The sequence below is a fragment of the Streptomyces sp. BBFR102 genome, from assembly GCF_051397025.1.
Classification (GTDB): Bacteria; Actinomycetota; Actinomycetes; order Streptomycetales; family Streptomycetaceae; genus Streptomyces.
Window position 1 is genome coordinate 75,015 of the sequence record NZ_CP195757.1, and the last position, 24,833, is coordinate 99,847.

Here is a 24,833-nt window from a genome sequence, read left to right on the forward strand (position 1 = left end):
CGGGCGGGTGCAACGGCACGGTGGGCGGCAGGCGTACCCGTGGGGTGATCGGTACGTCGCCGGTGTCACTCGGCCATCCCACCGTCGCCCTCCACCGCCTGCGCAGGCGCTTGACTCGCACGGCCGGACATGCGCGCCTGCGCTACGGGGAAGGCGGGACGGGTGGCCGTGGCCTGTCCGGCACGGCCGTCGGCCTCGGGCTTCTCCGTCGGGCCGCACGGGCGGGCCAGGACGCAGCTGCCTCGGCGGCAGTTGCGGCAGCCTGTCGATGCGTGGTTTCAGGCCCAAGCCCTGGGCCCGTGATCGCCCGACGCGGCGCCCCGAGTGCGCGACGTGCCGCTGTCCGTCAGCACACCGTCAGGCGACCGCGCCCGACGCCCTCGAACCGGGGTGCGTCACTTCTTGTGGACCGGCGGGCAGGTACCCGTCTCCACACCGATCGAGTTGATCTCGGCATTGGAGCGCGGGTCAGCGGCATGGTCGATCTGGTCCGTGCACTTCACACCGGACTGGGCGGGCGTGCCCGCCGACTTGCCCTCTGCGGCATCGGACGGAGAGGAGGACGACGAGGCCGCCGACGACGAACCACTACCGGGAGAAGGCGCGCCGCCGGCACTGCCGTCGTTGCATGCCATCGGCGTCAGGCCGAGAGCCCCGGCCGGCGAGCACCACCAAGCCGGGCTGGTCCACAGCAGACCCGCGAGCAGCTTCGGGCGCTCACCCACCTCCGCGGCCGGACGTCCGGTCGGGCACGCGGGCGGGTTCGCCGGTGCGGCCCTGTGTACGGGGTGGTCCTGCTGCGGCCACGAGGCAAGCCCATGCCGTGGCACCCGTATCGGCTTCGGTGAAGCGCGCGGACGCGTCGTCGCCGCGCGACTTCGCCGGGAGGTCCGGGTGTTCCCTGCTTCTCACCGGCATGGACGTCGTCGAACGGAGCATCACCGACCTGCGCGTCCTGGACGCCACCGCCGCGTGCCTGCGCCTGGTCGAACGTGCACCCGACGTCTCCTCCCAGGGCCTCGGAGCCAGAACGCAACCCGAGAAGATATCGGCTGGGGCCAGCCGGCCCTTCAACCGGCAAGCCCGCCACGGTTCATACACCGGCAGAGGTGCCCCAGACGTTGCGCAGCGCGGGCCCCACGTCCTCCCCAGCGAGAAAATGCGCCTCCGTGCCGGGCAAAGTGGGCAGTTCCGCCCAGTGCGTCACGCTGTCGTCGCTGTCCGCAGAGTAGGGGAAGCGTACGACCTCGTCGGAATCGACGAAGCAGTCGTAGTGGGTGACGCCGTCCTGCGACTCGAACCAGTCCGTGAAGTACATCGTCCTCACCAGCCAGAACTCTTCACCCGACGCCCTGCCGCCGTCGTCGCCCTCCCCCGGGTACCGCCCGGTGATCGCCACCGCGACAGGCATCCCGATCTCCGGCATTCCCTCTCGCACGTCGACCCAGGTCACTGTGGCCCGCATAGCCGCCATCCCCTCCTCATCCCCTTCGTCCCGCCGGCGCGGGCACGCCGACAACCTCGTAGCGCACGTCATCCGGCAAGACCGCGTGATGCCCGCGAAGGTTGACAGCACCCCGGGGACGGCGTCTCGGCCGACGTCAGCGCGTACGGCGGGCACCCGGTACCGGGGCTCGGTGGGAGTCGGCGACCATCGCATCGACCAGGCCGAGACGACCGCGCGTATCCACGAGTGGACGGGTTTCTCGTCACGGTGCCGACGCTCGGTCTGCTCATGCAGACCGCTCCCACGAGCCCACGCGCCGGTGGCCTACGACAAAGGGCCTCGTTCCTGTCGCGACAGGAACGAGGCCCTTCTCGTGGAGCGCTGGGCAGGCCTTGCACCTGCATCTCCCCGCAGGAAGCGGGGCGTCTTTCCTTGGACCACCAACGCACTGGCAACCACACCATCGAAACGGCCCGGCGCCTTCAAGATCAACTGTACCCCACTCCCAGCCAACCCGCACCTCGACACCTTCGGCCAGCCGCACGCGGGGGGGGTGGGTGCACCCGGCTGCTGCCGCGAAGGACACCCGGCACCGTCGATGAGGCCAACAGCCCTGCGCTTTCCACGAGTCCAGGGCGCGCAGGCCGAGCCGCCCGCAGCCAGCGGCGCTCCGGGCGACGACGGATGCGGGGGAGGGCGGCTCGATGGGGGAATGGTCTCCCGGGGCCCGCGAAGGGGGACCCGGTGTCAGAGCATGAGGAGCAGGCGCGTGTTCGGCACGAGCTTCCGGTTCACGCTGGTGCTCTGCACGAAGATCGTGAAGTCGTCGTTGTGGTCCGGCTTGATGCGGACCTCCACGTCGGGCAGGCCGAGCAGGGCTCGGGCCTCGGGGCCTGTGTAGACGCGGTCCGTCTTCTTCTCCAGCACCGAGATCTGCTTGCGGGCCTGGATCTTCTCCGACTTGCTCAGTTGGTAGAACGCCCCGCCGGTGCGGTATACGTGTCCGCATTCGATGACCCAGTCACGGATCGCCGCGTCGCGGGTCACCGGCATCAGCTCGTACGCCGACGGGTCGACCGGGGCGAGACCGGCGGCCTTGATGGTGTCCTTGTTGACAGTTTCCGCACCGGTGGAGAACACCGCTCGCGACCCCCGGATGCCCTGGGTGCGGCCCACCATGAACTTCTCGGTGGCCTCCTGGATGACCTGTCCCGCCTCGTGGAGGCCCTGCGTGCTGGTGGCGTCCCAGATGGCGATGTTGTCCTTCGGGAATCCGTACTGCATGGCCTCGCGCTTGCCCATCTGGTCGGGCACCAGAACGGCCAGCGTCCAGTTGTCCTCCTGCGTGGCGATCATGTCGGCGACCGCCTTGACCAGGGCGCGCGGGTCCCGGGCGGGGGTGTCCGAGCAGCGTTGGCTCGCGTTCTCCTGCCCGTCGGTGAGGACGAACGTCAGGAAGCTGTGGTCGCCGTACAGCTGCGCCGTCTGCGCCAGTTCCCGCTGCGACTTCAGCGTGGCCGCCAACAAGGCCGTCATTCCGCCGACCCGGTACATCTGCTGCAGCGAAGGCATCCGCAGCACGTCCTTGTCGTAGATGACGCACTCCACCTCGTTCGCGAAGACGTAGACCGTGACGCGGGTCTCCTGGTCCAACTCCTGCGACCTGCGCGCCAGATAGGCGATCTGCTGATCGGCGACCTCGACGACCTTGCCACTCAGGCGGGACATGGACGAACTGGCGTCCAGCACAAGAGCGACGTGGTTGATGTAGTTCTGGCTCCCGGACATGAGAACTCCCCCTCGTTCCGACTCGATGTCCCTACCGTGCCACCCGCCACTGACAGTCGATCTTGGCCCGCGCCGGATCGCGTGGACAGTGGGACGGGTTCGGGCGGTGGGCGCCGTGTGCGCGTACCCGGGGCCCACGGGTTCTTCGGCATTGAGGGGGTGTCAGCGTCCGGGTTCGCGGAGGCGGAAGGGCGTGAGGGGTTCGAAGGGCTGCTGGAAGTGCCAGGGGATGCCGTCGGCGGCCGTCCTGCGGTCGAGGAGTCTCCTCGTGCGGCGGAACCTGTCGAAGAGGAAAGGCAGAGGGCGGAGCTTCCTGGTGAGGGGGCGGCCGAAGTTGTCCCAGTGGATCGGAACGATGTGGCCGGGGCGGGTCGCCTCGACGACGTGGTGCCAGTAGGCGTCCTGGAAACGCCGCGTCCGGGCACCGAGCGCGCCGACTCCCAGGTAGAGGAAGTCGACGTCCAGACCGTCGTACTTGTGGGGTGTGTAGTTCGCGCTCGGGTGGATGAGCATCGTTCCGGTGGGGTGGGTGATCAGGAACGAGTAGCAGTTGCCGGTGCGGTAGTCGCGGGCCTTGGCGGGTGGCACCAGAGGGGTGTCGATCGTGCCGGGGTACCGGTCGCCGGGGCTGTGCGGTCCTTCGAGGACGCGGACGGTGAACGCGCCTACGGTGATCCGGTCGCCGTCGTGGATCACGGTCATCGACCGCTCGGGGAGTCCGGCTCCACGGCCCACGTTGAGGGTGGAGTGCGAGCCGTGGAGTCCACCGCCGAGGAGTCTGACGACCTCCGCGGAATCCAGGACGTGGTCGTAGTGGGAGTGGGCGACGAACAGCGCGTCCAGCCGCGTGACGTCGCCTCGCGCGAGGGCGGAGGCGATCCGTCCGCTATCGGAGGCGATGCGCCCGAGCGCCACCCGCAGTAGCGGGGGGCGGGTCAGGAAGCCGTCGACGAGGAGGCTCGACCGGCCGTCGGTGACGTGGATGGTCGACGTCCCGAAGTATGTCGAGATCACGGGTGCCTCGCTGTCGGCCACAGCTGACCGTAACAGGGGGCGGAGGAGTGGGGAGTCCGCTTCGTGAGACGGCCGTCGCCGGCGGGCAGGCGGCTGTGGGCTGCCACGCCTCCTGGAAGCGGCGGCGGGCCCGGTGGAGCCGGGAGCGGACCGTGCCGACGGGAAGGGCGAGGGTCTCGGCCATCTCCCCCTGGTTCAGGCCGTGGACGCGCAGGGTCAGCACCTGGCGGTGAGCCTCGGACATGCGGTCCAGGACGTCGCTGATGTGCACGGCGTCGAGCGAGTGGGCCTCGTGCCGTGAGCCGGCCCTCCGCGCTGCTCGTCTCACGGCCCAGGCGCCTGGCCGTGCGCCCCTCCCCTCAGGACGCGCTCACGGCGATGCGGCTCCTGCGCGACACCGTGTCGACGGGGGGCGACCCCGTCCCGCAGGACCCCGGCCGGGTGGCCTGAACCGGCCGGGAGGCGCCCTTTGGGACCATGCACTTCTCACATCCTTGAGGTGTTTCCCTCACGGTGTCCCCGGTCCGCAGGCGCGCCCCGCGCCCGCTCGGCGGCCTTCGGCACCGTCCCTGGATGCGGCCGAACCCCCTCTCACGTGCACTTTCGCGTCGGCACCCGGCGACTGCGCGAGCCGAGGGAGGTCGCGGGGCGTACGCGCGGCCTTCGACGCACCGGCACAGGACGCGAGTGAACCGCTTGTGAAGCTACCTGCCGGGTCGTCACGCCGCCTTCACGTAGCGGCGCTTGACGTGCTCGGGCTCCGTGCGCAGGTGACGCACCCGAAGCGACCCCGGACGGCGGCCCGAAGGGCCTGAAAACACCCACCGGACACTCAACCACCCCTTCTCCAGCGTGACTTGAGGGTTCGACACCGACGCCACGTGTGATCAAATCGAGGTGATCATGTGCGCTGGAGCGCTCGGAATTCTCAACAATGCGTACATCCGCGGTCACTGACTACCACGTAGGATCAGGCCGCGCCATCGCTGCCCCGTCCGCCCTCTCCTGACGACGCGCGCGGTGTGCCGGCTCCACCCCCACTTCCCCTTCCATCCCTAGGTATCTGCGTGTCACCGATACTCCACACCGGTTCCTGCGCTGGAGCCGTTCAGTGAAAATCAATCGCCGCCTCGCCCTGCTCGTGGCCGCTCCCCTCGTGGTGGCCGTCACCTTCTCGGGCCTGGCTCTGGCCCCGGCGGCCAGCCATGCGCTCCAGGCCGGCCGGCTGACCGCCATGGTCGAAGCCGCTGCGGGGGCGGCGGAGTTGGCCGGACATCTTCAGCGCGAACGGGCCGCCGCGACCGCGCTCGTCTCCGGCCAGGGAGACCTGGACGCCTTCCGTGAGAGTTCCGAGGCGACCGACCGGAGCGTCATCCGATTCCGTCAGGGGATCGCGGACCTGTCCGAGGTACCCCACAACGCCCGGGTCACGCTGGACCGCATCGAGCGCTCCGTCGAGAAGCTGGTGTCCCTGCGCGCCCAGGCGCGCTCCGGGAGCAGCACCATCTCCGCGCTCGTCTTCGGCTACCGGATCGTGATCGCCGACCTCATCGCCTACCGGGACGGCATCGCCCAGGCGGACGGCGTCGACGCCGACATCGCCGACCGGGTCCGCGCAGCCGCGGCCCTCTCCGAAGCCGCCGAGTACACGGCGCAGGAGCAGGTCACGGTCATGCGCGCGCAGGCCACGGGCGGCTTCACGACCGCCTCGCGACGGACCTTCGACGCCGACCGCCTCGGCTACACCGAGTCCATCGGAGTCCTGTACGGCCTCGGCCCCGGCGAGTGGCGGACCTGGCTGGAGCGCACCCTCTCCGGCGAGAAGGCGCTGGAGGCCCGCAGACTCGAGGACCGCATCAGCCGCACCGGCACCGACCGGGAGATCGACGTCACCCCGAAGCAGTGGCGCGAGGCGTCGGCCGACCGCCAGGAACTGCTCAGGTCGGTGGAGAAGCGGATCGACGCCTCGGTCCACGAGACCGTCGCCGCCGAGCGCACCCTGCTCTTCTGGACGGCCGGCGGCGAACTGGTCCTGGTGGTGCTGACCCTGGTCGGTGCCGTCGTCGTGGCCTTCCGCCTCGGTCGCGTCATGATCCGCCGCCTGCACGGTCTGCGTAACGCCGCGCGCGGCGTCGCCCAGACCGGTCTGCCCGCCGTGATGAGCGAACTGTCCCAGCCCGGCGCCCTGCGCGGCGCCACGCCCGAGGAGGTCGCCGAGCGGACCGGCGATCCGGTGGAGGCGACGGGGGACGACGAGATCGGCGAGGTCGGTGAGGCGTTCAACGCCGTGCACCACGAGGCCGTCCGGCTTGCCGCCCAACAGGCCCACATCCACGCGCAGTTCGCGGAGACCCTGGTCGGGGTCGCCCGCCGCGGCGCGCAGCTCACCAGCATCATGGTGTCGGAGCTGGACACCGTGCAGCGCGACGAGGCCGACCCCGAGCGGATGAAGACCCTCTTCGCCCTGGACCACCTCGCCGTCCGCATGGAGCGCAACACCAACAACATCCTGGTGCTGGGGGGGTACGGGCACGGCCGGGTGCGGACCGACGACGTCGACTGCTCCACGGTCGTCATGGCCGCGGCACAGCAGATCGAGCGCTTCGAACGGGTGTCGCTCGGCGTCGTCGAGGCGGACGTCGGCATCGCCGCCCGCGCCGTCCACGACGTGGCCCACATCCTCGCCGAGATGCTCGACAACGCGACCCGCTTCTCCTCCCCGGCCTCACCGGTGGGCGTCACCGTCTGGCGGCTGGGGGAGCAGGCGGTCGTGCAGATCGTGGACGAGGGCGTGGGTATCCCGCCCGACCGCCGTGCCGTCCACAACGCCGCCCTGCGCGAACCGCGGGCGGGTGTCGGCGACGTCCGCTTCATGGGTCTGCACGTGGTGGCGCGGCTCGCCGCCCGCCACGGCATCGTCGTGGAACTGCGCGACTCCTCCGGCCCCGGCACCATCGCCGAGATCACCCTGCCCCCGGGCGTGCTGGTCACGCTGGAACGGGACGCCGCCGCACCGCCCTGGGAGACGGGTGCCGCGCCCGGCAGGCCCGGCACGGACCTCGCCGGGGGCCGTCCCCGGCCCGCCCGCCGGGAGGCTCCCCACCGGCCGGAAACGGCCGCGGTGGCGCAGCGGGAACCGGGCGCGGCACCTGCCGTACCCCCGGCGGGCGAGCCGGCCGGCCGGGTCGCCGGGGTCAGCGCCTCCGGCCTGCCGGTCCGCAAGCGCAACGCGCCGCAGCAGTGGCCCACGGCCGGCAAGCGTGAGAACGCCGAGCGGCGTCCCGGGGCCACCGGCCCCCGGAAGCCGCCGCGCCGCCGGGACTCCCGGCAGGTGTCCGACGTTCTGGCGGCCTACGCCCAGGGCGTCAACAGGAGCACGACCCGCCACGGTCGGCCCACCGACGACGGCAACACCGAACGGAGCAAGTGATGAACGAACCCACCGAACTGAGCTGGATCCTGGGCGACTTCACGGGGCGCATCCCGGAGGTCACGCGGGCGATAGCCGTGTCCGTGGACGGGCTGGCACTGGCCTACGCCGGTCTGGACCGCGACGAGGCCGACCGGCTCGCCGCCATCGCCTCCGGCATCGTGAACCTGCTGTCCGCGGCCGCGCAGTCGACGGGGACCGACCCCGTGGAGCACAGCCTGACCGCGATGGAGGGCGGCTACATGTTCTCCATGGCCGTCTCCACCGGCGCCTCCCTGCTGGTGACGACCACCCGGGACGCCGACATCGGCGAGGTCAGCTACATGATGGCCGAGCTGATCAACCAGGTCGGCGACTCCCTCTCGCCGCAGATCCGCGAGCCGCACGCCCAGCCCTCGAACTGACCCGGCCGCTCCGTACGGGCGCGCGGCGCGCCGTTGCCGTGCCGCCGCGCGCCCGGCCCGCACACCCCCCGTGATCCCACCCCCTCCCCCGATGGAGACCCCCATGTCCTTTCACAGGCCCCCTTCCTCCCGCCGCAGAATCCGGGCGCTCGGCGCCAGTGCCCTCGCCCTCGGCCTGGCGGCGGTCACCGGGTGCTCCGGTGGCGGCGACGCCGACGGGAAGCTGAAGGTCGGCCTCGTCGCCTCGCTCTCCGGCACCTACAAGCCGGTCGGCACCGAGCTGCGGGCCGGTTTCGAGCTGTACCTGGAGACCCACGGCAACAAGCTGGGCGGCCGTGAGGTCGAGCTGATCGTGGCCGACGAGGGGGACGGCCCGCCGACCGCCGTGCCCGCGGCGACCAAGCTGGTCAAGAAGGACAAGGTCGACGTGTTGACCGGCTTCGTCAGCGGCGGCTCGGTCAACGCCGTCCTCCCCCTGGTCGAGCAGGCCGAGATCCCCTTCCTCGGGTCCAACGCCCGGCCGCCCGTCAAGAACCTCGAGTACATCTGGACGACGAGCTTCATGTCCGACGAGCCGGGCAAGGCCATCGCCCCGTACATCAAGGAGAAGGTCGACGGCCCGGTGTACGCGATCGGCCCGGACTACCAGGGCGGCTACGACGAACTGCGCGGCTTCACCGAAGAGTTCGAGCGGGTGAAGGGCAAGCTCGCCAACCCCGGTGGCAAGACCACGTGGACGCCGTTCCCGAAGACCACGAACTTCATGCCGTACTTCGCGGAGATCGCCAAGACGGACGCCAAGGCCGTGTACTGCTTCTACGCCGGCAAGGCCGCCATCGACTTCGCCAAGCAGTACGCGCAGTCGGACGTCGCCCACCTGCCGCTCTACACGGCGTTCGTCACCGAGGGCAGCGTGCTCCAGGCCCAGGGCGACTCGGCGAAGGACATCTACTCGGTCCTCAACTACGCGGCCGACCTGGACAACGACGCCAACCGCGAGTTCGTCGCGGACTGGACCGCGAAGCACGACTCGCAGCCCACCACCTACGCCATGTCCTCGTACGACGCCGCGGCCGTGCTGGACAAGGCGGTCGCGGACGCCGCGAAGGCCGGCGAGGTGACCCCGCAGACCGTCAACAAGGCCATCGACGGCCTCGGCCAGATCGACAGCCCGCGCGGTGCCTGGGAGTTCGGCGAGAAGGCGCACTCCCCCGTGCAGAGCTGGTACCTGCGGCAGGTACGTCCGGACGGTGACCAGCTGGCCAACGTCATGGTCGAGGACCTGGCCACACTCGGCGGCTGACATGGGACTCCTCGACGCCCACCTCGTGCCGGCGGTGGACGGGGTGGCCTACGGGCTGCTGCTGTTCGTGGTCGCCTCCGGCCTCAGCCTCGCCTTCGGCACCGCGGGCGTGCTCAACCTCTCCCACGGCATGCTGTACGCGGTCGGCGCGTACACGGGGGCCGAGCTGAGCGACGGGACCTGGGGCGGCCTCGTCCTCGGGCTGGGCGCCGGAACCGCCGCCGCCTGCCTGGTGGGGGCGGGCCTGTCCGCCGCCTCGTTCCCGCTGGCGCGGCGCGGGCACCTCGCCCAGGCACTCCTGACCTTCGGTCTCGCCCTGATCGGCGGTGACCTGCTCATCCAGTTCTTCGGGGCCGACGATCTGCCGGTGCGCGTCCCCGCGGCCCTGGACTCCTCGGTGTCGCTGCTGGGCCACCGCTACCCGGCCTACCGGCTCTGCTTCATCGTGATGGCGGTGCTGCTGGCGGCGTTGGGCACCTGGGTGCTGGTCCGGACCCGGGTGGGTGCGGCGGTGCGCGCCGCCGCCGACGACCCGCAGATGCTCGCGGCCACCGGGTACAGCCCCCGGACGGTGCACCTCGGCGTGCTCGCCGCCGCGGGCGCGCTGGCCGGCGCCGCGGGGGTCCTCGGAGCCCCGATCATCGGCCCCGGCCCGGGCACGGCCGAGACCGTGCTGATGCTCTCCCTCGTGGTGGTCGTACTCGGCGGGCTGCGCTCGCTGTGGGCGACGTTCTTCGCGGCGATCGGCGTCGGCGAGGTCCAGACGCTCGGTGTCTCGGTGGCGCCGGGGCTGGCTCCGTACCTGCTGTTCGCCGCGATGGCGGCGGTCCTGGTGCTGCGGTCCCGGTTCGCGGAGCCGGCCACCGGGCACGGCACGGACGGACCGGCCCCGGACCCGCTGGGCCGGCTCGTCGGCCGCCTCGGCGCCCGGCTGCGCGGGGCCCGCCGTACGGCCGCGTCGTCCCCGACCGCGGCCGGGGCGCCGTCGGGACGCGCTCGGCTCCTCTCCGGTGCCGCCTGGCGGCGGGCGGCTCCCCTGCTCGTTCTGTGCGCGGCGCTCCTGGCCCTGCCGGCACTGCTCGACGCGTACACCATCTCGCTGGCCGGCTCGGCGCTGGCGCTGGGGCTGCTCGCCGTCAGCGTCACCGTCCTGACCGGCTACGCGGGGCTGCCCACGCTCGGGCAGACCGCCCCCTTCGCGGTCGGGGCCTACACGACGGCGAACCTGGCGTCCGCCGGCTGGACCACGGGCCCCGTGCAGGTCCTCCTCTCGGCGCTCGCCGCCGCGGTGTTCTCCGCGGTCACCGGACCCGCCGTGATCCGGGCCCGCGGCACGACCGTGCTCATGATCACGCTGGCCGTCGGCGAGCTGACGAGCGCGGCCGTCAACCAGCTGAAGTCCGTCACGGGCGGCGCCGACGGCCTCGTCGGCTTCCCGGCCACGCGGGCGCTGTGGGGCGGGGAGGGCATGTCCGAGGAAGGCGAGTTGTACACCTACGCCCTCGTCGTGGCGGCCGTCGCCCTCGCCGCCACCCTGCTGGTGCTCCGCTCCCCGGCGGGCAGACTGCTGACCGGGGCGCGCGGGGCGGAGGCGCGGATGCGCGCCTCCGGACACCCGGTGTGGCGCTACCTGCTGGTGGCCTACATCGGGGCCGGCGCGCTGGCGGGCATCGGCGGTTCGGTGATGGTGACCGTCCAGCAGTACCTCTCCCCCGCCGACGTCGGGTTCGAGATCGCGGCGTTCGCGCTGCTGGCGGTGGTCATCGGCGGGACGACGTCCGTGATCGGCGCGCTCCTCGGCGCCGGGCTCATCGTCGCCACCCGGGACTGGGTGGCCGGTGCGTGGCCCGGACACGGGCCGCTGCTGCTCGGGGGGCTCTTCGTCGCGGCCGTGTACCTGCTGCCCCGGGGGCTGGCGGGACTGCGCGGCACCGCCGGCGGCGAGGAGGCGGGGCCCGTCCCTCGTGGCCCCGTGGAGCGGCCTCCCCTCGCTTCCTCCCCCTCGTCCGCCCCCGCTCCGAGCCCTGCCGGGAAGGCCCCATGACGTCCGCACAGACCGTGGCCCGCCCGGACGCGGCACTGGAACTGACCGGTGTCACCCGCGCGTTCGGCAGCCTCACCGCCGTCGACGAGGTGAGTCTGCGGCTCCCTTCGGGGGCCCGGCACGCCGTCATCGGACCGAACGGCGCGGGCAAGACCACCCTGCTCAACCTGATCGCGGGGACCGACCGGCCCGACCGGGGCTCCATCGTGCTGGGCGGGGCGGACGTGACCCGTACGAGCACCGCCCGGCGCAGTCGCACCGGCATCGCCCGCAGCTTCCAGCAGCCCACGGTGATCGGTGAGTTGACGGTGCTGGACAACGTGGTCCTGGCGGGCTGGCCGCACGGCGCAGCCGCGCGGGCAGCCTGGCGCCGGCCCGCGCGGCTGCGCGCGCGGGCCGCGGCGGCCGGCCACCACCTGGAGGCCGTCGGTCTCGCCGACGCCGCGCGCTGGCCGGCCTCCCGGCTCTCCCACGGACAGCGGCGCATGCTCGACCTGGCCGCCGCCCTGGCGAGCGAGCCCCGGCTGCTGCTCCTGGACGAGCCGGCGGCCGGACTGACCGACGGCGACATCGGACGGCTGCTCGGCATCCTCGACGGGCTCCCGGAGAGCGTCGCGGTGATCCTGGTGGAGCACCACGTCGAGGTCGTCGCCCACTTCGCGCAGACGGTGACCGTGCTGGCCGCCGGGCGCGTCCTGGTCACCGCGCCGACCGGGGAGGCGCTCGCGCACCCGTCGGTCCGCGACGCCTACCGCGGCGCCGGCGCCGCGCCCGCGCCCCTGGGTGACGGCGGCACTTCCGCACCCGCCACCTCCGGCACGACCACGAGAAGGTGAGCGACGCGATGCTCGAACTGACCGGGTTGACCGCGGGCTACCACGGCGGCACCGTCCTGCACGGGCTCGACCTGTCGGTCCCCGCCGGCGCGGTGCACGCCGTCGTGGGGCACAACGGCGCGGGCAAGACGACCCTCGTGCACACCGTGGCCGGGCTGATGCGCCCGAGCGCCGGGGCGGTGCGGCTCGGCGGCCGGGACGTGACGGGGCTGCCCGCGCACCGGATCGCCCGCGCCGGGATCGGCCTGGTGCCGCAGGGCCGCCGGGTGTTCGCGGGGCTCACGGTCGCCGAACACCTGCGGCTCTCCCACCGCCCGACGCGCTCCGGCGGTGCGGCGCGCCCCAGCCTGTGGACGCCCGCGCGCGTCCTGGACCTGCTGCCCCGGCTGGGCGAACGCCTCGGTCACCGGGGCGCCAGCCTGTCCGGCGGTGAACAGCAGATGCTGGCGCTGGCCCGCGCCCTGCTGGCCTCGCCGAGCGTGCTGCTCCTCGACGAACCGACCGAGGGCCTCGCGCCCGCCCTGGTCCAGCAGGTGTACGAGCTGGTGACGACGTTGGCCGGGGAGGGGATCGCGGTGCTCCTGGTCTCCCCGAGCCCGGCGCAGGCGGTCCGCTGCGCCGACCGCCTCACGGTGCTCACCTCGGGGCGGGCGGCCCTGCGCTCGGACGGCGAGGCAGCCCGCGCCGACGCCACCGCGCTGAACGCCGCGCTCGAACTGTCCCCGGCCCGGGCCTGAGGCGGCGGTCCCGGGGCGGGCAGTTCCGGGGACCGCGACCACGTGAGGGGGGCGGGGCCGGAGACCCGGCCGCCGCCCCCTCGCGTCGGGGCCTTCCCGGCTACCGCGGCTTGAGGCTGTGTCCGCCGAAGCCGCTGCGCCGGTCGGAGCCGTTGTTCTGCTCCTGCCACCAGGCGTCGAACTCCGCCTGGCCCATCGCCGCCCAGTCGGGGGTGGACTCGACCTGGGCGGCGCCCATCCTGCGGGCGAGCCCCACCATGGCCGTGCCGACGGGGCCGCGGGCGGCGTGGTAGCCCTCCAGGATCTCCTTCCAGTCGTCCCCGGCCACCCAGGCGGCCTCCAGCGCGGTGGCGTCCTGGAGGGCCTTGACGCTGCCGGCGCCGAGGTGGGGCCGGGCCACGCTGGCGGCGTCCCCGATGAGCACCAGGCGGTCGGTGGCGTAGTGCGGCACGTCCAGGTCGTAGATGGGCTGGATGAAGGTCGTCTCGGCGGGGGTGGAGAGGAGCTTGGCGGCCCAGAAGGGCGGGAAGTGCTCGGTCACCAGGGCGCGCAAGTGCTCCGTCAGTTCCGCGTTGAGCCGGCCCGGTGGCAAGGATGTCGGGGTCCGCAGGTCGGGGTGGAGGCCGTCGGCCTGCGGGGGCACCGTGTAGAGCACCCAGTTCAGGCGGTGGCCGCCGGCGCCGTCCGGGATGCGGTAGGCCATGCAGTGGCCACCGGGGAACGTGATGTTGTGCGCGTCCAGGCCGTCGGAGGGCAGGCCCGAGACGTCCGGAGAGGTGCCGCGCCAGCCGATGTAGCCGGCGTACACGGCGCCGGTGCCCGGGTACATGGCCTCCCGGACCACGGAACGGTAGCCGTCCGCGCCAATGACCAGGTCGAAGCGGTCCCGCTGCCCGTCGGCGAGGCGCACCGTCACCCCGTCGGCGTCCTGCTCCACCGCTTCCACCTTGGCGCCCGCCCGGTACGTGGCCGTCTGGGGAACCCTGCGGCGCAACTCGCTCCACAGCGAACCCCAGTTGTAGGCCCGGAAGGGGAACGGCTGGGTGCCGATGGTCCTGCCGTGCTCCGCGGCGCCGTCGCCAACGCTCCACACCCGGCGGTTCAGCGGCGCCCACGGCATCTCGTCGGCCAGGTATCCGGCGTCGCGCAGTTCGGCGTACCGGGCGTCGTGGACGCCGATCCCCACTCCCCTGTCGCGAAGTCGCGCGTCGGCACGTTCGAAGACGGTGATCCTGTCCGCTCCGCCGCGCGACGCCGCCAGAGCCGCGGCACACCCCGCAATACTGCCGCCGACCACGGCTATGCTGCCTCCACGCATGACTGGCTCCCCATTTCTTCGCCTTACGGCGCCCATTCCGGCCTTTTCGCACGGGTGCGTCAGGCCGGGCGATCAGCCGTCCTGGGCGTCGCCGCCCTTCACCCGCGGCGAGGACACCCGCGCACCTTATCGAGGCGCGCGCCGGGGCCGCCCAGGGCATCCACCGGCCGTCAACTCCTTCCAGACGTACGCGAATACCGCAGATCTCGCGCCTTCCTGAGCGCTTCGGGGCGCCCGGCCCCCTCTCCGGGCTCCGCACCCGGCCCGCCCGCCCCGAAGCACACGAAATCATTCCCTCCCGCTTTCCCTTCCTCTACACGGAGCGCTCCGTCGTCCCCCCTTTGACCCGGAGTAATTACAGGGGGAATGTCCGGGGTGCGGACGAATGGGGGATCGGAAGGGTGAAGGCGAGAGCGGCGGGGCGGGCGGTCACCAGGACGCGAGGGGTGGACGTCCGCGTCGGTGTTCCCCAGGTCCAGGTCCGGGTCGAACACGGTGATGCGGACCGTCCGGCGGCCAGCGTTCCGGCACCGCCCGGCGGGCGAGTGCCCGCACGCGGTCCGGATCGAGTGCCGCGCCGAAGAGGCTCCGGCCGTCGCGGACCAGGCACTCCAGGTGGAGGCCGGGCCCGCGCACCCGCCCGTCCTCCCCGAGCAGCGCGGTGAAGTGGCCGCGTAGGGGGTGAGGGCGAGGGCGGCGCGGTGGGGCGCCTTGAGCTTCCGGAGCAGCCCGGTGACGTGGTACTCCACGCCCTGCCGGCCGAGGTGGAGGCGCGAGGCGAGCGGGACGGTGGAGACCCCGGCGGCCATGCCCTCCGGGATGCGCACGTCGATCTCGCTGAGGAGCTTCCTGCGCGGCGCCATGACGTCCGCGTCCCCGGCCTCCTCGTCCGCGGCGTTCATCGCCACGAGGATCGCGGCCACCTCCGGTGTACGGCCGCCACTAACCGCCGACGCGTTCAACGGCAAGGTGGAGGCGGTGTGTTGACGGCCGACCGCGATGACCTCGGTGGCGAAGCGGTGTCTTCGCCCTCCAGTATCCGCGCGAACTGACGCATGAGGGGCTGCTGGACGCTCGGATGGACGAGGTCGCCGAAGCGGCTGCCGCAGAGTCCGGCGGACGGTCCGCCGAAGCGGCGGTCGAACTCCTGGTTGACCTGCTGGATCGTGAGGGACGGGTCGAGGCAGGCGAGGTAGGCGTCGGCTTGGTCGAGCCCCTCCGTGCGCACGGTGGCCTGCTCCGTGGAGCCGGCCGGGCGGGCGGTGCCGCGCCGCTCCCACGGAGCAGGCACCGGGCGCGTGCGCCGTACACACGGTTGCGCTGACCCCGCACCGGACTCGCGCGACCTCGGCTCCCGGCGGGCCGTTCTCGGAGTCGGCACAGGGAGTCCCCGCTGCGGCCGGGCGCACCGGGCCCGGAGCGACGACGCGCTTCGGCCGGTCGAGGCCGACGTGCTCGAAGGTGCTGCGGGTGGTTCGCGGACCAGGTGCGAGGCTCCGGCGTCCACCACGTGGCCGCCGGGCTGGCTCCTGCCGGCACATCGGGTGCGTGGCGCGTACGGGTCGCCGGTGCGGCCCCTGCGCACTCGGCGTCGAGGCCGCCGAGGTGGAACTGGTCCGTCAGGCCGGGCTCGGTCCAGGCGGCGGCCAGGAGATCTCCCGGGGGCACGGACCCGGCGCCGAACCGGCAGAGAACCCGAATCGATGGTCGCTTCGTCTCTCCGGGCGTGAAAAGAATGGCAGACCTCGACGAGGCAGAGCTCGTCCGTCGCGTCGCCCGTGGTGACCGGGCGGCTTTCGACGCGTTGTACCGGCGTACCTCACCGTGGCTGGCGACGCGGCTGCGCCGCCGCTGCAGTGACGACGACCTCGTCGCCGACGTGCTCCAGGACACCTATCTGGCGGTCTGGCGGGCGGCCGGGAGTTTCGCGGGCTCGGTGACCGACGGCAGTGCGGTCGGCTGGCTGTGGACCATCGCCGCCAACCGCCTCGTCGACGCCTTCCGCCGGCGCGCCCGCCAGGAGCGGGTGCCGAGCGTCGCACCGGTCGAGAAGACCGCACCGGCCGCCGAGGACGAGGTGATGGCGACCCGCGTCGACCAGGACCTGGAACAGGCGTTGCTGCGGCTGCCCCCCGAGTTGCGGCAGGTGCTGCAGGCGATGGTGCTCGACGACCTGTCGGTCCGGCAGACGGCGGTACTGCTCAGCATGCCGGAGGGCACGGTGAAGACCCGCGCGCGGCGGGCCCGGATCGCACTGCGGGAGGCACTCTCATGACTCACCCCACCACGACGGTTCTGACCCGCTACGCGGCCGGCGGGAGCGGCCTCGACGACGCCGCGCTCTGGTCGGTCGAGGCCCACCTCGACGTGTGCGCGCGATGCCGCGCGCAGCTCGCCGAGAACCTCGCCCCCACCACCACGGAGTTGCTCGACCGGGTCGCCGTCTCACTCGACGAGGCGGTGCGTACGAGCCCGGCACCGGCCCGGGCCCGTACCCCTGCGGTCGCGGTGCACCGGCGGTGGCTCGCCTGGACGCTGCTGCCCTGGCTCGCGGTGAGCGTCGCGGTGCTGGGCTGCGGCGTGCTCCTCGACTTCGCCCATCCGAGCCTGCCGTCCCTCGTGCTGCTGCTGGCCCCGGTGGCTCCGCTGCCCGGCGTCGCGGTGGCCTGGAGCCGGCGGATCGACCCGGCCTGGGAGCTGATCGCCACCACGCCCGCGGCCGGCCTGGCCATGGTGTTGCGGCGGACGCTCACCGTGCTGGTCGTCGTGGTCCCGGCGCTGCTGCTGGCAGGGGCGAGCACCGGAACCTCGCTGGCCCTCACGCTGCTGCCGTGCCTGGCGTTCACCACGGCCGCCCTCGCGCTCGGCGCCTTCGTCGGGGTCCGGCGCGCGGCGGCCGGTCTCGGAGCGGCCTGGTCCGCGGCAGTCCTGCTGCCGAGCCTGGCGACCCAGTCCCTCCCCCCGCTCCTCCAGCCGGGCAGCGACACCGGCTGGGCGGTGGCGAGCGTCGCCCTGGCCCTGGCCACCGCCCTCGCCGCCACGCACTTCCGCCGCCTTTCCAGCGGCAACTGACCCACCCTCGAACAGGAGAGACCCCTTGCGAGCGACAAGCGCTGCCGAAACGGCCCCCACCCTCCATCCCTGGCGCGTCCACACGGAGGGGCTGCGGGTCCGAGCCGGCCGGCACCTGGCCGTCGACGGCCTCGACCTGGCCCTGCGGACCGGTGTGCACGGTCTGCTCGGCCCGAACGGCGCCGGAAAGACCACGCTGATGCGCGCCCTGTCCACCGTCGTCAAGCCCGCCGGCGGCTCCCTGACGCTGCTCGGCACGCGGGCCGACGGCCGCGCCGACCTGCGCGAGGTACGGCGCAAACTGGGTTACCTGCCGCAGCAGTTCGGCTTCTACCCGCGGTTCACGGTCCGTGAGTTCGTCGAGTACATGGCCTGGCTCAAGGAGGTGCCCAAACCCGCCGTGCCGGACGCGGTGCAACGCGCGCTGGAGCGGGTGGGCCTCACCACCAAGGCCGACACCAGGATGAAGGCGCTGTCCGGCGGCATGCTGCGCCGGGCCGGCATCGCCCAGGCCATCGTCAACGACCCCGAGCTGCTGCTGCTCGACGAGCCCACCGTCGGGCTGGACCCCGAGCAGCGGCTCGACTTCCGCGAACTGCTGCGTGACGTCGGTACGGACAGTTGCGTGCTGGTCTCCACCCACCTCGTCGAGGACGTCGTCGCCGCCTGCACCGACGTCCTCCTCATGAACGAGGGCCGGCTCCTCTTCCAGAGCACCCCCGAGGACCTGATGGCCCGTGGCGGCCAGGACGACGCCGGCGACAGTCCGGCCGAGCGCGGCTACTCCGCGCTCCTGCGTGAGCACCGGAGCAACGCATGACACGCCTTCTCAGCATCGAACTGCGCCGGTCCGCCGCGCTCGGCGCCGCCCTGCTCATCGCCGTCACCGGCGCGACCGTGCTCCACCTCACGGCGGGCCGCTGGTCCGCCGGGTGGCAGGCGCTGGTCATGACGGAGCGCGAGTACCTCGGATTCCTCGCGCCCCTCGCGATGGCGGCCGGTGCCTGGCAGTCCTACCGCGAACACCGGGCCGACATCGCGGAGTTGTTCGCCAGCACCCCCTTGCCGCGGCCCCGGCGCGTGATACCGATCCTGGTCGTGAGCGGGCTCGCGGTCGTCGCCGCGTACCTGCTCGTGCTCCTCGCGGCGGCGCCCCGGATCGCGGGCACGGCCCAGTACCTGCCGGGGACGGTCTTCGCCGTGGTGGCCGCCGGGCTGGTCGCGATGATCGCCTCGGTCTGGCTGGGACTGGCGGTCGGACGCCTGGTGCCGGCCCTCGCCACCGCGCCCGCGCTCGCCGTGACCGGCTTCGCGCTGCTGATGTTCGCGCCCCGCACTCTTCCGGACGGCGGGGTCACGGCGGCGTTCTCCCCGGCCATGGGGATGAGCCTGTACAGCGACTACGACACCGTCGCCGGCGGGGTCAGCCTCGCCCAGGCCCTATGGATGGGCGCGGTCGCCGTGGCCGCCTTCGTGCTCTTCGCCGTCCGCAACCGCAGGTTGACACCGGTCGCGCTGGTGCCGCTGGTGGTCGGGGCGACGGCCACCGCCCTGATCGTGCCGACCGGCGACGCCTACGAACGCGGCAGGCTCGACGCCGTCGCCCAGGAACAGGTCTGCACGGCGGACACCCCCCGGGTCTGCGTCAGCCGCGTGCACGAGGGGCTGCTGCCGGCAGTGGCGTCCAGAGCCCGGAACGCCCTGGGACTCCTGCCGGTGAAGTCGGTCACCGAGGCGCACGAGGACACCACGACCTTCTTCCCTCCCACCTCGCCGGCACCGCGGGCCGACATCGCGCTGATGGAGATCGAGGTCGGCGCGGACGGCCGCCTCGCCCACCCGGACCGGCTCGCACCCACGATGCTCACCAGCCTGTTCGCCGGGCCGCTCAGCTGCGGAGACACCCGGAACTTCTCGGTCGCCACCGCCGTGGCCCACTGGCTGCTCGACCGGGAACCGACCACCGGCCCCGACGGCCTCGAACTCGACGACCCGGAGGCCGTCGACCTCTGGAACGGGCTGAAGGCACTTCAGCCGGCCGAGGCCGACGCCCGGGTGGCCGCCGTCCACCAGGCCGCGCAGCAGTGCCAGGACACCACCGGCCTGCTGACCGGGAGCACCCGATGAGCGGGCTGAGGCTCTTCCTGCGCTCGCGCCGGGTTCCGGGCGCCGTCGGCGGCGCGGTCGCGGCCACCTTCCTCACCTGGCTGCTGACGGCCGCCTCCGCGGGGGCGGGCGAGGTGGGCGGCATCGTGATCGCCCTGACGGTGCTGCTCCTGGTGACCGCCCTCACCGTCACCCTCGGCGGCCAGGACGACAGGCTGGACCGTACGGCGGCGAGGCGGTGGGGGGTGCTGCGGATGCTCCACCTGACGGCGATCCTCGGATGCGTGCTCGCTCTCCTGGTGGTCACGCTGTTCACCGCGACGCGCTTCGGGCCGTTCGGTGCCGTCGTCCGGGACACGGTCGGCCTGCTGGGTCTGACCGCCCTGGGGGCGGTGGCCGCCGGTACCGCCCGGTCGTGGTTCCTGCCCTTGGGGTGGACGCTCGGCGCGGCCGCCTTCCAGGGCACGGGTACGGCTGCTGAGGTGCTGGCCTGGCAGACGCAGGCGGCCGACAGCCGGCCCGCGGCCGTGGTCGCGGGGGTGCTGGCCGTGGTGGGTTTCGCCGCCTACGTGAGCCGGGGCCCGCTCCCCCGGACGTCGGCGGAGAACGTCTGAGCGGGCGGCGGCCGGCCTTCCGGGGCGGCCTGGCCTGTCCGGCCGGGCCGCCCCGGAAGTGCGGCGGTGTCGGGGCGGGCGGCCCTCACTCAGTACAGGCCGGCGAACACGTCCTTGACGTTGCCCACCAGAGCGGGCGCGTTCGCGGCACCGTTGGACTGGGTGCCGGCCAGCACCACGGGGACCTCGCCGGCGCAGCTGACCGTCAGGTTGGAGAGGGTGCTGCCGGAGAGTATCCAGCGGGTGCCGCGCAGGCCGGCGGCGGTCACGTCGCTGTACCAGAGCGTGTTGCCGCTGAAGGTGGGCGGCAGGACGCCGTCGACGACGATCCCCGGGCCCGGGTCCAGGCTCTCCCCGCCGATCGCGAAGGCGGCGTTCGTGTTCCACAGCTGCCCGGCGCCGCCGTTGGAGTGGTTGAACGTGTTGCCCACGAGGGAACCGTGGTTCCAGTTGTCGCTGGTCAGATCGCCGTAGGGGCTGGTCCTGGCGTAGGAGTAGTAGGCGCCGTAGCAGCCGGCCACCGTGTTGCCGTTGACCGTCCAGTTGCCGGAGGAGTTCCAGATCGCCAGCCGGCAGGAGGTGAAGCTGTTGTTCGTGAGCTGGGAGTACTCGCTGCGGTCGGTGATCGAGACGCCGAAGTAGCAGCCGTGGAAGGTGTTGTGGCGCAGCATCAGGCGATAGCGGAAGTAGTCGTCCGCGGCGGAGCCCGACACGGTGATGCCGGCTCCGCGCCAGTGGCGGAAGTCGCAGTCGCTGACGCGGGCGTCGGTGCAGCGGTCGAGGGCCACGGCGACGTGCCCGACGCTCTGGGAGGTGCCCACCGGGTCGGCCGAGCGCCCGAGGAACCGGACGCCGGTGATGGTGACGGCGTTCCTGCCGGTGGCGGTGAGCGCCGGGGTGGTGTCGTCGGCCACGGTGACGGTGGCGCCGTTCCCCACGATGAGGCATCCGCTGGGCAGTTCGACACCGGAGGCGAGGGTGTGGACCGTTCCCGGCTGAAGCTGTACCCGGGGCGTGACGGCGAGGACCTCCGCCCAGTCCTGGCCCGGCCGCAGCACGGGGAGCGCGCCGGAGGGGTCCGCCGCGGCGGCGGGGGCGGCGGAGGCCTCCGCGGCGAGGGCGGTCGCGACACCGGCCGCGCCGATGCCGGTCAGGGCGCGGCGACGGCTGAGGACGGGGGCTTCGGAAGCACGGACCATGGGGATTCCTCTCGGTGGATCGTGGGGCGCGGTACGGCCTGCCGAGGTCTGGAGCCTCTCGCGGTTCCGGGGGAGGGGTGACGACCGGGGGCTCGGGCCCGGCGCTCTCACCAGATGCGTGCGGGGTGCTTCCTCGCGCCGGACTCGTCCTGACTCGGGCGCGGTTGGCGGCGGGGGCATGGACCTCGGACATCAGATGTCTGATCTGGCGGAAGGTATAGCCGCGGGGGACGGCACGTCAAGGTCGGTGGCGAGACCTGCGCGATGCCCCCGGAGGAGCCCACGCCGGTGTGCGTGCCCCCTGTCCGGAGGGGGCACGCACACCGGCCTCATGCCGCACCCCGGCCCGGTCGGCCATCTCCGGCGCGACGGGCGCCCCCGGCCGCCGCCGCCCCGGCCCCCGTACGGGACCGGGGTACTCCCGTACGGTTGGTTCAGGCCCGCTTGCGGCGGCGCAGGACGACGAGGGCCCCCGCTCCGGCCGCTACCAGGGCGGCACCGCCCGCGGCCAGCGGCAGGGTGCTCGCGCCCCCGCCGGTCGCGGCGAGGTCCTCCGCCGCGCCGGCGGCGGGGCGGGCCTGCTCGCGGCCGGCGCTGTCGGCCTTGACGCCGCCGGGGAGGCCGTCACCCGCATCCTTCTCCGTGCCGGTGTGCTCCGGCTCGGGAGCCCCGGCCCGCTGGTCCTTGCCCTTGGCGGCGCCCCCGGCGGAGGTCAGGGCGTCGCCGTCGAGGGCGACCTCGACCTCGGCCCGGCCGTCGGCGGCGGCGATGACGGCCACGGAGACCTGGCCGGCCTTGTCCGTCAGGGTCGTGACGGCGTCCGCGTCCGCGGGTGCCCCGTTGCCGGCCGTGCTGTTCGCCTCGGTCAGGTCGATCAGCGAGGAGGAGCCGTAGGCGTCCTTGGGCACCCGGTAGGCGTGCACGCCTTCGATGTCCGCGTCGAAGGAGCCCGCCGCGTGGCGGTACTCGACGACGAGGCGGTCCTCACCCATCGGGATGTCCAGGGCCCGCGTCCCGCCGCCCTCGCCGTGCAGCGGGCGCAGGGTGAACGTGCCCGACTCGGTGACCTCGACCGCCTCACTGCCGGAGAGCCAACCGGTGCGGATCATCTCCGGCGCGGAGAAGCCGGCCGCGGGGCCGCCTCCGCCCATCAGCGACTTGGAACTGGTGCCGTTCTTCTCGCAGTTGACGAGGTCGCCGTCGGTGCACCTCTCACGGCCCTGGTGGCCCAGGCCCAGGTTGTGCCCGAACTCGTGGCCGAGGACGCCGAGGCCGCTGGCGGTCCCGTACAGGTTGATCCAGGTGTAGGGGCCGGGGACGCTGCCGAGGCCGGCCCAGGCGCAGCCGGTCTTCTGCGCCGGGAAGATGATCGACAGGCTCTCGTAGTCCTCGCCGCGCACCAGGCCCTTCTCGGTCAGCGCCTGCTGGGTCAGGGAGTTGATCCGGCCGTGGTCGCAGCCGGCGGCGGCCATCGGCAGCCGGATGGGGCCGACGGCCTTCTCCGGGACGGCCGGCACCGTGGTGAACTGCCCTCGCGAGACCTCGGAGAGGAACGAGGCGAGCGATTCCCGCCCCGGGCCGAAGTAGGTGTCCGGCGTGCCGGCCTTCACCTGGCCAGGGTGCTGGAAGGCGCTGTCGCTGAACTCCACCAGGACGGGGAGGGTCTTGCGCTCGCCCTGTGCGTCGGCCGCGTGCGCCGTCGCGGGGAGGAGTCCCGCGGTGAGCGCGGCGATACCGGTGGCCAGTGCGACGCGGCCGGCGGTGGATGTCTTCATGGTCCTGTTTCCTTCGCGAGGGTTCGGAGGTGCTTGCGCAGACAAGGAGTGCGCTGCTCCTCGACCGTCCCGCGACTTTGCGAACCCTTTACCTTTCCAGCAGGGCCGGTCCGAACCGGAGCCTCATGGAGGCGGACCCGTAGTAGTAGCGGGTGGTACCGATCGCCGAGGCGTGGTCCTCCCCCTGGTCCGCCCGCGCCCATTCGACGAGCCCCAGGTACCGGGTGCCACCCGCGTCACGCAGGGCCATCTCGCTCTTCGCGGTGTCCGTCCACAGGTTCCACAGCTGGGTCTCGCGCGCGGCGTCGCAGCGGTGCTGCTCCACCGGCGCGTGGTCCTCCGTACCGCCCGACCGCGTCAGGCACAGGCCCGTCGCCTCGTTGCGCACCTGGGTCCGCGACCGGTCCCCCGGATACGGCTCCAGCAGCACCCAGCGCTGGGCGGCACCACCGTCGCACGCGGCCTCCACCGGGCGGGTCCCGGCCTCCGCCGCGCCGCCCGGTATCGCCAGGCAACCGCCGGTCGACACGAACCGCAGCGCGCTCGGTCCGCCCAACGCGCCCCGAGGCGGGCTCGGAACAGCCGTGGCCGAAGGAGAGCCCACCGCGGACCGGGACGGTGACGGCACCGGCGAAGGCGAAGGCGAAGGCGAAGGGGGCGGCGAGAGGCCGGCGCTCGCCGAGTGCGTCCGCTCGGCCCTCGTCCCGGCAGAGGCCCCGGCAGAGGCCCCGGCGGCGGGTCGGTCCGGCGTCTCGCCGCCGGGCCACAACAGCCAGCCGCCGAGGAGCACCGCCACGCTCCCCACGGCCAGCGCCGCCTTCGCGCCGGCCACCTGGCCGCCCGCCGCCTCGGGCGCCGCCTCCGCGGGGGCGGCGCCCGAGGCGGCGGGCCGCGTCGCCAGGTAGTCCGTCCCGCCGAACAGCAGCACCGCGGCGGGCAGTACCGCGCGCAGCCGCTGGTTGAGGTCGGTGAGCTCCCGCGCCGCCCTGCGGCACCGTGCGCAGTGCTCCAGGTGCCGGTCCAGGAGGGTGTCCTTGCGCGGGCGTGACCGACGTACCGCCGCGGCCAGGCGGCCTCCGCACCGGCGGCACTCCTCGTCGGCCGCCCCCTGCTCCGCGTGCGCGGCGAGGTACGCCTCACGCAGCCCCTCGCGCGCACGCGACGCCAGCGACGCCACGCCACCAGGGGTGAGCCCCAGCAGCCGGCCCACCCGTGCCGCGGGCTCCTCCTCCACCACGCTGTGCCAGAGCACCGCCCGCCACCGCTCGGGCAGGGAGCGGAAGGCCGCCGCGATCAGGCCGCCCTCCTCGGCGCGTATGGCCCGTTCCTCCCCACTCGGTTCACGGAGCGCACCGGCCGGCCCCTCGCCCGCCGGCCCGGCCTGGGACTCCAGCCACTCCCCGAAGCCGGGTTCGAGCTCCACCCGCCGGGCCCGGGCCGCCCAGTCGGCCGCGGTGTGGCGGACCACGGCCAGCAGATAGGGGCGCCACGCCTGCTCCGGCCCCTGCCCGCCGCGCACCGCCTGCACCGTCCGGGTGAACGCCTCCGAGGCCAGGTCCTCCGCGGTGTGCGGGTCGCGGCAGCACAGGCGCGCGTACGCCAGGACGGCGGGAGCGTGACGGCGGTACAGCTCCTCGACGGCGCCCGCCTCCGCGGTCTCCCGCAAGGCGGCGGCCAGCGCCTCGTCGGACCGCCGGTCCTCGACGCCGGTCATCGCCGGCCCCCCGCGCCGGCCGGTCCGGCGGG

Annotated in this window: 19 protein-coding genes and 2 pseudogenes; 11 read left to right on the plus strand and 10 right to left on the minus strand. The window is 73.3% G+C overall.

The window, feature by feature from the left end:
* Window positions 1-395: 395 nt before the first annotated feature.
* The 5 genes and pseudogenes from ACSLIC_RS00325 to ACSLIC_RS00345 all read right to left on the minus strand — a co-directional run.
* The gene (locus ACSLIC_RS00325; protein ID WP_436735648.1) at window positions 396-635 is read right to left on the minus strand and encodes a hypothetical protein; all 240 of its coding nucleotides are present in this window, start codon (window positions 633-635) and stop codon (window positions 396-398) included.
* A gap of 458 nt (window positions 636-1,093) precedes the next feature.
* Window positions 1,094-1,453: an AQJ64_40280 family protein gene (locus ACSLIC_RS00330; RefSeq protein ID WP_436735649.1), complete on the minus strand. Its 360-nt coding sequence runs from the start codon at window positions 1,451-1,453 to the stop codon at window positions 1,094-1,096.
* A 741-nt stretch (window positions 1,454-2,194) separates the two neighbouring features.
* The gene (locus tag ACSLIC_RS00335; protein WP_436735650.1) at window positions 2,195-3,235 is read right to left on the minus strand and encodes a vWA domain-containing protein; all 1,041 of its coding nucleotides are present in this window, start codon (window positions 3,233-3,235) and stop codon (window positions 2,195-2,197) included.
* A gap of 162 nt (window positions 3,236-3,397) precedes the next feature.
* Entirely contained in the window at window positions 3,398-4,249 is an 852-nt protein-coding gene (locus ACSLIC_RS00340) for an MBL fold metallo-hydrolase (protein WP_436735651.1), read from the minus strand.
* A 178-nt stretch (window positions 4,250-4,427) separates the two neighbouring features.
* A pseudogene (locus ACSLIC_RS00345) lies at window positions 4,428-4,493 on the minus strand (RNA polymerase sigma factor); the annotation flags it as partial.
* Between the two features lie 867 nt (window positions 4,494-5,360).
* On the opposite strand from ACSLIC_RS00345, the gene ACSLIC_RS00350 reads away from it, so the two are divergent.
* The 6 genes from ACSLIC_RS00350 to ACSLIC_RS00375 all read left to right on the plus strand — a co-directional run bounded on the left by ACSLIC_RS00350 (window position 5,361) and on the right by ACSLIC_RS00375 (window position 13,003).
* A complete protein-coding gene (locus ACSLIC_RS00350; RefSeq protein WP_436735652.1) occupies window positions 5,361-7,679 on the plus strand; it encodes a sensor histidine kinase in 2,319 nt (772 codons plus the stop codon).
* Window positions 7,679-8,083 (plus strand): roadblock/LC7 domain-containing protein, encoded by a 405-nt coding sequence (locus ACSLIC_RS00355; protein ID WP_436735653.1) that lies wholly within the window; start codon window positions 7,679-7,681, stop codon window positions 8,081-8,083. The genes ACSLIC_RS00350 and ACSLIC_RS00355 overlap by 1 nt, the downstream gene beginning before the upstream one ends.
* Window positions 8,084-8,186: 103 nt before the next feature.
* Window positions 8,187-9,386 (plus strand): ABC transporter substrate-binding protein, encoded by a 1,200-nt coding sequence (locus ACSLIC_RS00360; RefSeq protein ID WP_436735654.1) that lies wholly within the window; start codon window positions 8,187-8,189, stop codon window positions 9,384-9,386.
* 1 nt (window position 9,387) lies between these two features.
* Window positions 9,388-11,430 (plus strand): ABC transporter permease, encoded by a 2,043-nt coding sequence (locus ACSLIC_RS00365; RefSeq protein ID WP_436735655.1) that lies wholly within the window; start codon window positions 9,388-9,390, stop codon window positions 11,428-11,430.
* Window positions 11,427-12,266, plus strand: coding sequence for an ABC transporter ATP-binding protein (locus ACSLIC_RS00370; RefSeq protein WP_436735656.1), 840 nt, complete (start codon window positions 11,427-11,429; stop codon window positions 12,264-12,266). The genes ACSLIC_RS00365 and ACSLIC_RS00370 overlap by 4 nt, the downstream gene beginning before the upstream one ends.
* A gap of 8 nt (window positions 12,267-12,274) precedes the next feature.
* The gene (locus ACSLIC_RS00375) at window positions 12,275-13,003 is read left to right on the plus strand and encodes an ABC transporter ATP-binding protein (RefSeq protein ID WP_436740228.1); all 729 of its coding nucleotides are present in this window, start codon (window positions 12,275-12,277) and stop codon (window positions 13,001-13,003) included.
* Window positions 13,004-13,103: 100 nt separating this feature from the next.
* Here ACSLIC_RS00375 and ACSLIC_RS00380 read toward each other — a convergent pair whose 3' ends face one another.
* On the minus strand, window positions 13,104-14,321 hold the full coding sequence (locus ACSLIC_RS00380) for an FAD-dependent monooxygenase (RefSeq protein WP_436735657.1): 1,218 nt from the start codon (window positions 14,319-14,321) through the stop codon (window positions 13,104-13,106).
* Between the two features lie 671 nt (window positions 14,322-14,992).
* Window positions 14,993-15,612: pseudogene (locus ACSLIC_RS00385) on the minus strand (PAS domain-containing protein); the annotation flags it as partial.
* A 444-nt stretch (window positions 15,613-16,056) separates the two neighbouring features.
* On the opposite strand from ACSLIC_RS00385, the gene ACSLIC_RS00390 reads away from it, so the two are divergent.
* Genes ACSLIC_RS00390 through ACSLIC_RS00410 form a run of 5 tightly spaced genes read left to right on the plus strand, consistent with a single transcriptional unit; the run spans window position 16,057 to window position 20,113 of the window.
* Window positions 16,057-16,596, plus strand: coding sequence for an RNA polymerase sigma factor (locus ACSLIC_RS00390; RefSeq protein ID WP_436735658.1), 540 nt, complete (start codon window positions 16,057-16,059; stop codon window positions 16,594-16,596).
* The gene (locus tag ACSLIC_RS00395; RefSeq protein WP_436735659.1) at window positions 16,593-17,393 is read left to right on the plus strand and encodes a hypothetical protein; all 801 of its coding nucleotides are present in this window, start codon (window positions 16,593-16,595) and stop codon (window positions 17,391-17,393) included. Before ACSLIC_RS00390 ends, ACSLIC_RS00395 begins: the two co-directional genes overlap by 4 nt.
* Window positions 17,394-17,418: 25 nt before the next feature.
* Window positions 17,419-18,213 carry an ABC transporter ATP-binding protein gene (locus ACSLIC_RS00400; protein WP_436735660.1) on the plus strand — a complete coding sequence of 265 codons (795 nt, stop codon included), beginning with the start codon at window positions 17,419-17,421 and terminating at the stop codon, window positions 18,211-18,213.
* Window positions 18,210-19,520, plus strand: a complete 1,311-nt coding sequence (locus tag ACSLIC_RS00405; RefSeq protein ID WP_436735661.1) for a hypothetical protein — start codon at window positions 18,210-18,212, stop codon at window positions 19,518-19,520. The genes ACSLIC_RS00400 and ACSLIC_RS00405 overlap by 4 nt, the downstream gene beginning before the upstream one ends.
* The gene (locus ACSLIC_RS00410; protein ID WP_436735662.1) at window positions 19,517-20,113 is read left to right on the plus strand and encodes a hypothetical protein; all 597 of its coding nucleotides are present in this window, start codon (window positions 19,517-19,519) and stop codon (window positions 20,111-20,113) included. Before ACSLIC_RS00405 ends, ACSLIC_RS00410 begins: the two co-directional genes overlap by 4 nt.
* An 89-nt stretch (window positions 20,114-20,202) precedes the next feature.
* On the opposite strand, the gene ACSLIC_RS00415 is transcribed toward ACSLIC_RS00410, so the two are convergent.
* From ACSLIC_RS00415 to ACSLIC_RS00425, 3 genes are all read right to left on the minus strand, one after another.
* A complete protein-coding gene (locus tag ACSLIC_RS00415) occupies window positions 20,203-21,312 on the minus strand; it encodes a right-handed parallel beta-helix repeat-containing protein (RefSeq protein ID WP_436735663.1) in 1,110 nt (369 codons plus the stop codon).
* Window positions 21,313-21,746: 434 nt separating this feature from the next.
* On the minus strand, window positions 21,747-23,087 hold the full coding sequence (locus ACSLIC_RS00420) for an LAETG motif-containing sortase-dependent surface protein (protein ID WP_436735664.1): 1,341 nt from the start codon (window positions 23,085-23,087) through the stop codon (window positions 21,747-21,749).
* A gap of 88 nt (window positions 23,088-23,175) precedes the next feature.
* Window positions 23,176-24,801 carry a sigma-70 family RNA polymerase sigma factor gene (locus ACSLIC_RS00425; protein ID WP_436735665.1) on the minus strand — a complete coding sequence of 542 codons (1,626 nt, stop codon included), beginning with the start codon at window positions 24,799-24,801 and terminating at the stop codon, window positions 23,176-23,178.
* Between the last annotated feature and the right edge of the window lie 32 nt (window positions 24,802-24,833).

Coding starts and splice junctions, on each gene's coding strand:
- ACSLIC_RS00405 (WP_436735661.1), top strand. CDS start 18,210: ATGACACGCCTTCTCAGCATCGAACTGCGCCGGTCCGCCGCGCTCGGC.
- ACSLIC_RS00420 (WP_436735664.1), bottom strand. CDS start 23,087: ATGAAGACATCCACCGCCGGCCGCGTCGCACTGGCCACCGGTATCGCC.
- ACSLIC_RS00395 (WP_436735659.1), top strand. CDS start 16,593: ATGACTCACCCCACCACGACGGTTCTGACCCGCTACGCGGCCGGCGGG.
- ACSLIC_RS00415 (WP_436735663.1), bottom strand. CDS start 21,312: ATGGTCCGTGCTTCCGAAGCCCCCGTCCTCAGCCGTCGCCGCGCCCTG.
- ACSLIC_RS00325 (WP_436735648.1), bottom strand. CDS start 635: ATGGCATGCAACGACGGCAGTGCCGGCGGCGCGCCTTCTCCCGGTAGT.
- ACSLIC_RS00425 (WP_436735665.1), bottom strand. CDS start 24,801: ATGACCGGCGTCGAGGACCGGCGGTCCGACGAGGCGCTGGCCGCCGCC.
- ACSLIC_RS00370 (WP_436735656.1), top strand. CDS start 11,427: ATGACGTCCGCACAGACCGTGGCCCGCCCGGACGCGGCACTGGAACTG.
- ACSLIC_RS00355 (WP_436735653.1), top strand. CDS start 7,679: ATGAACGAACCCACCGAACTGAGCTGGATCCTGGGCGACTTCACGGGG.
- ACSLIC_RS00380 (WP_436735657.1), bottom strand. CDS start 14,321: ATGCGTGGAGGCAGCATAGCCGTGGTCGGCGGCAGTATTGCGGGGTGT.
- ACSLIC_RS00375 (WP_436740228.1), top strand. CDS start 12,275: ATGCTCGAACTGACCGGGTTGACCGCGGGCTACCACGGCGGCACCGTC.
- ACSLIC_RS00365 (WP_436735655.1), top strand. CDS start 9,388: ATGGGACTCCTCGACGCCCACCTCGTGCCGGCGGTGGACGGGGTGGCC.
- ACSLIC_RS00410 (WP_436735662.1), top strand. CDS start 19,517: ATGAGCGGGCTGAGGCTCTTCCTGCGCTCGCGCCGGGTTCCGGGCGCC.
- ACSLIC_RS00390 (WP_436735658.1), top strand. CDS start 16,057: ATGGCAGACCTCGACGAGGCAGAGCTCGTCCGTCGCGTCGCCCGTGGT.
- ACSLIC_RS00335 (WP_436735650.1), bottom strand. CDS start 3,235: ATGTCCGGGAGCCAGAACTACATCAACCACGTCGCTCTTGTGCTGGAC.
- ACSLIC_RS00360 (WP_436735654.1), top strand. CDS start 8,187: ATGTCCTTTCACAGGCCCCCTTCCTCCCGCCGCAGAATCCGGGCGCTC.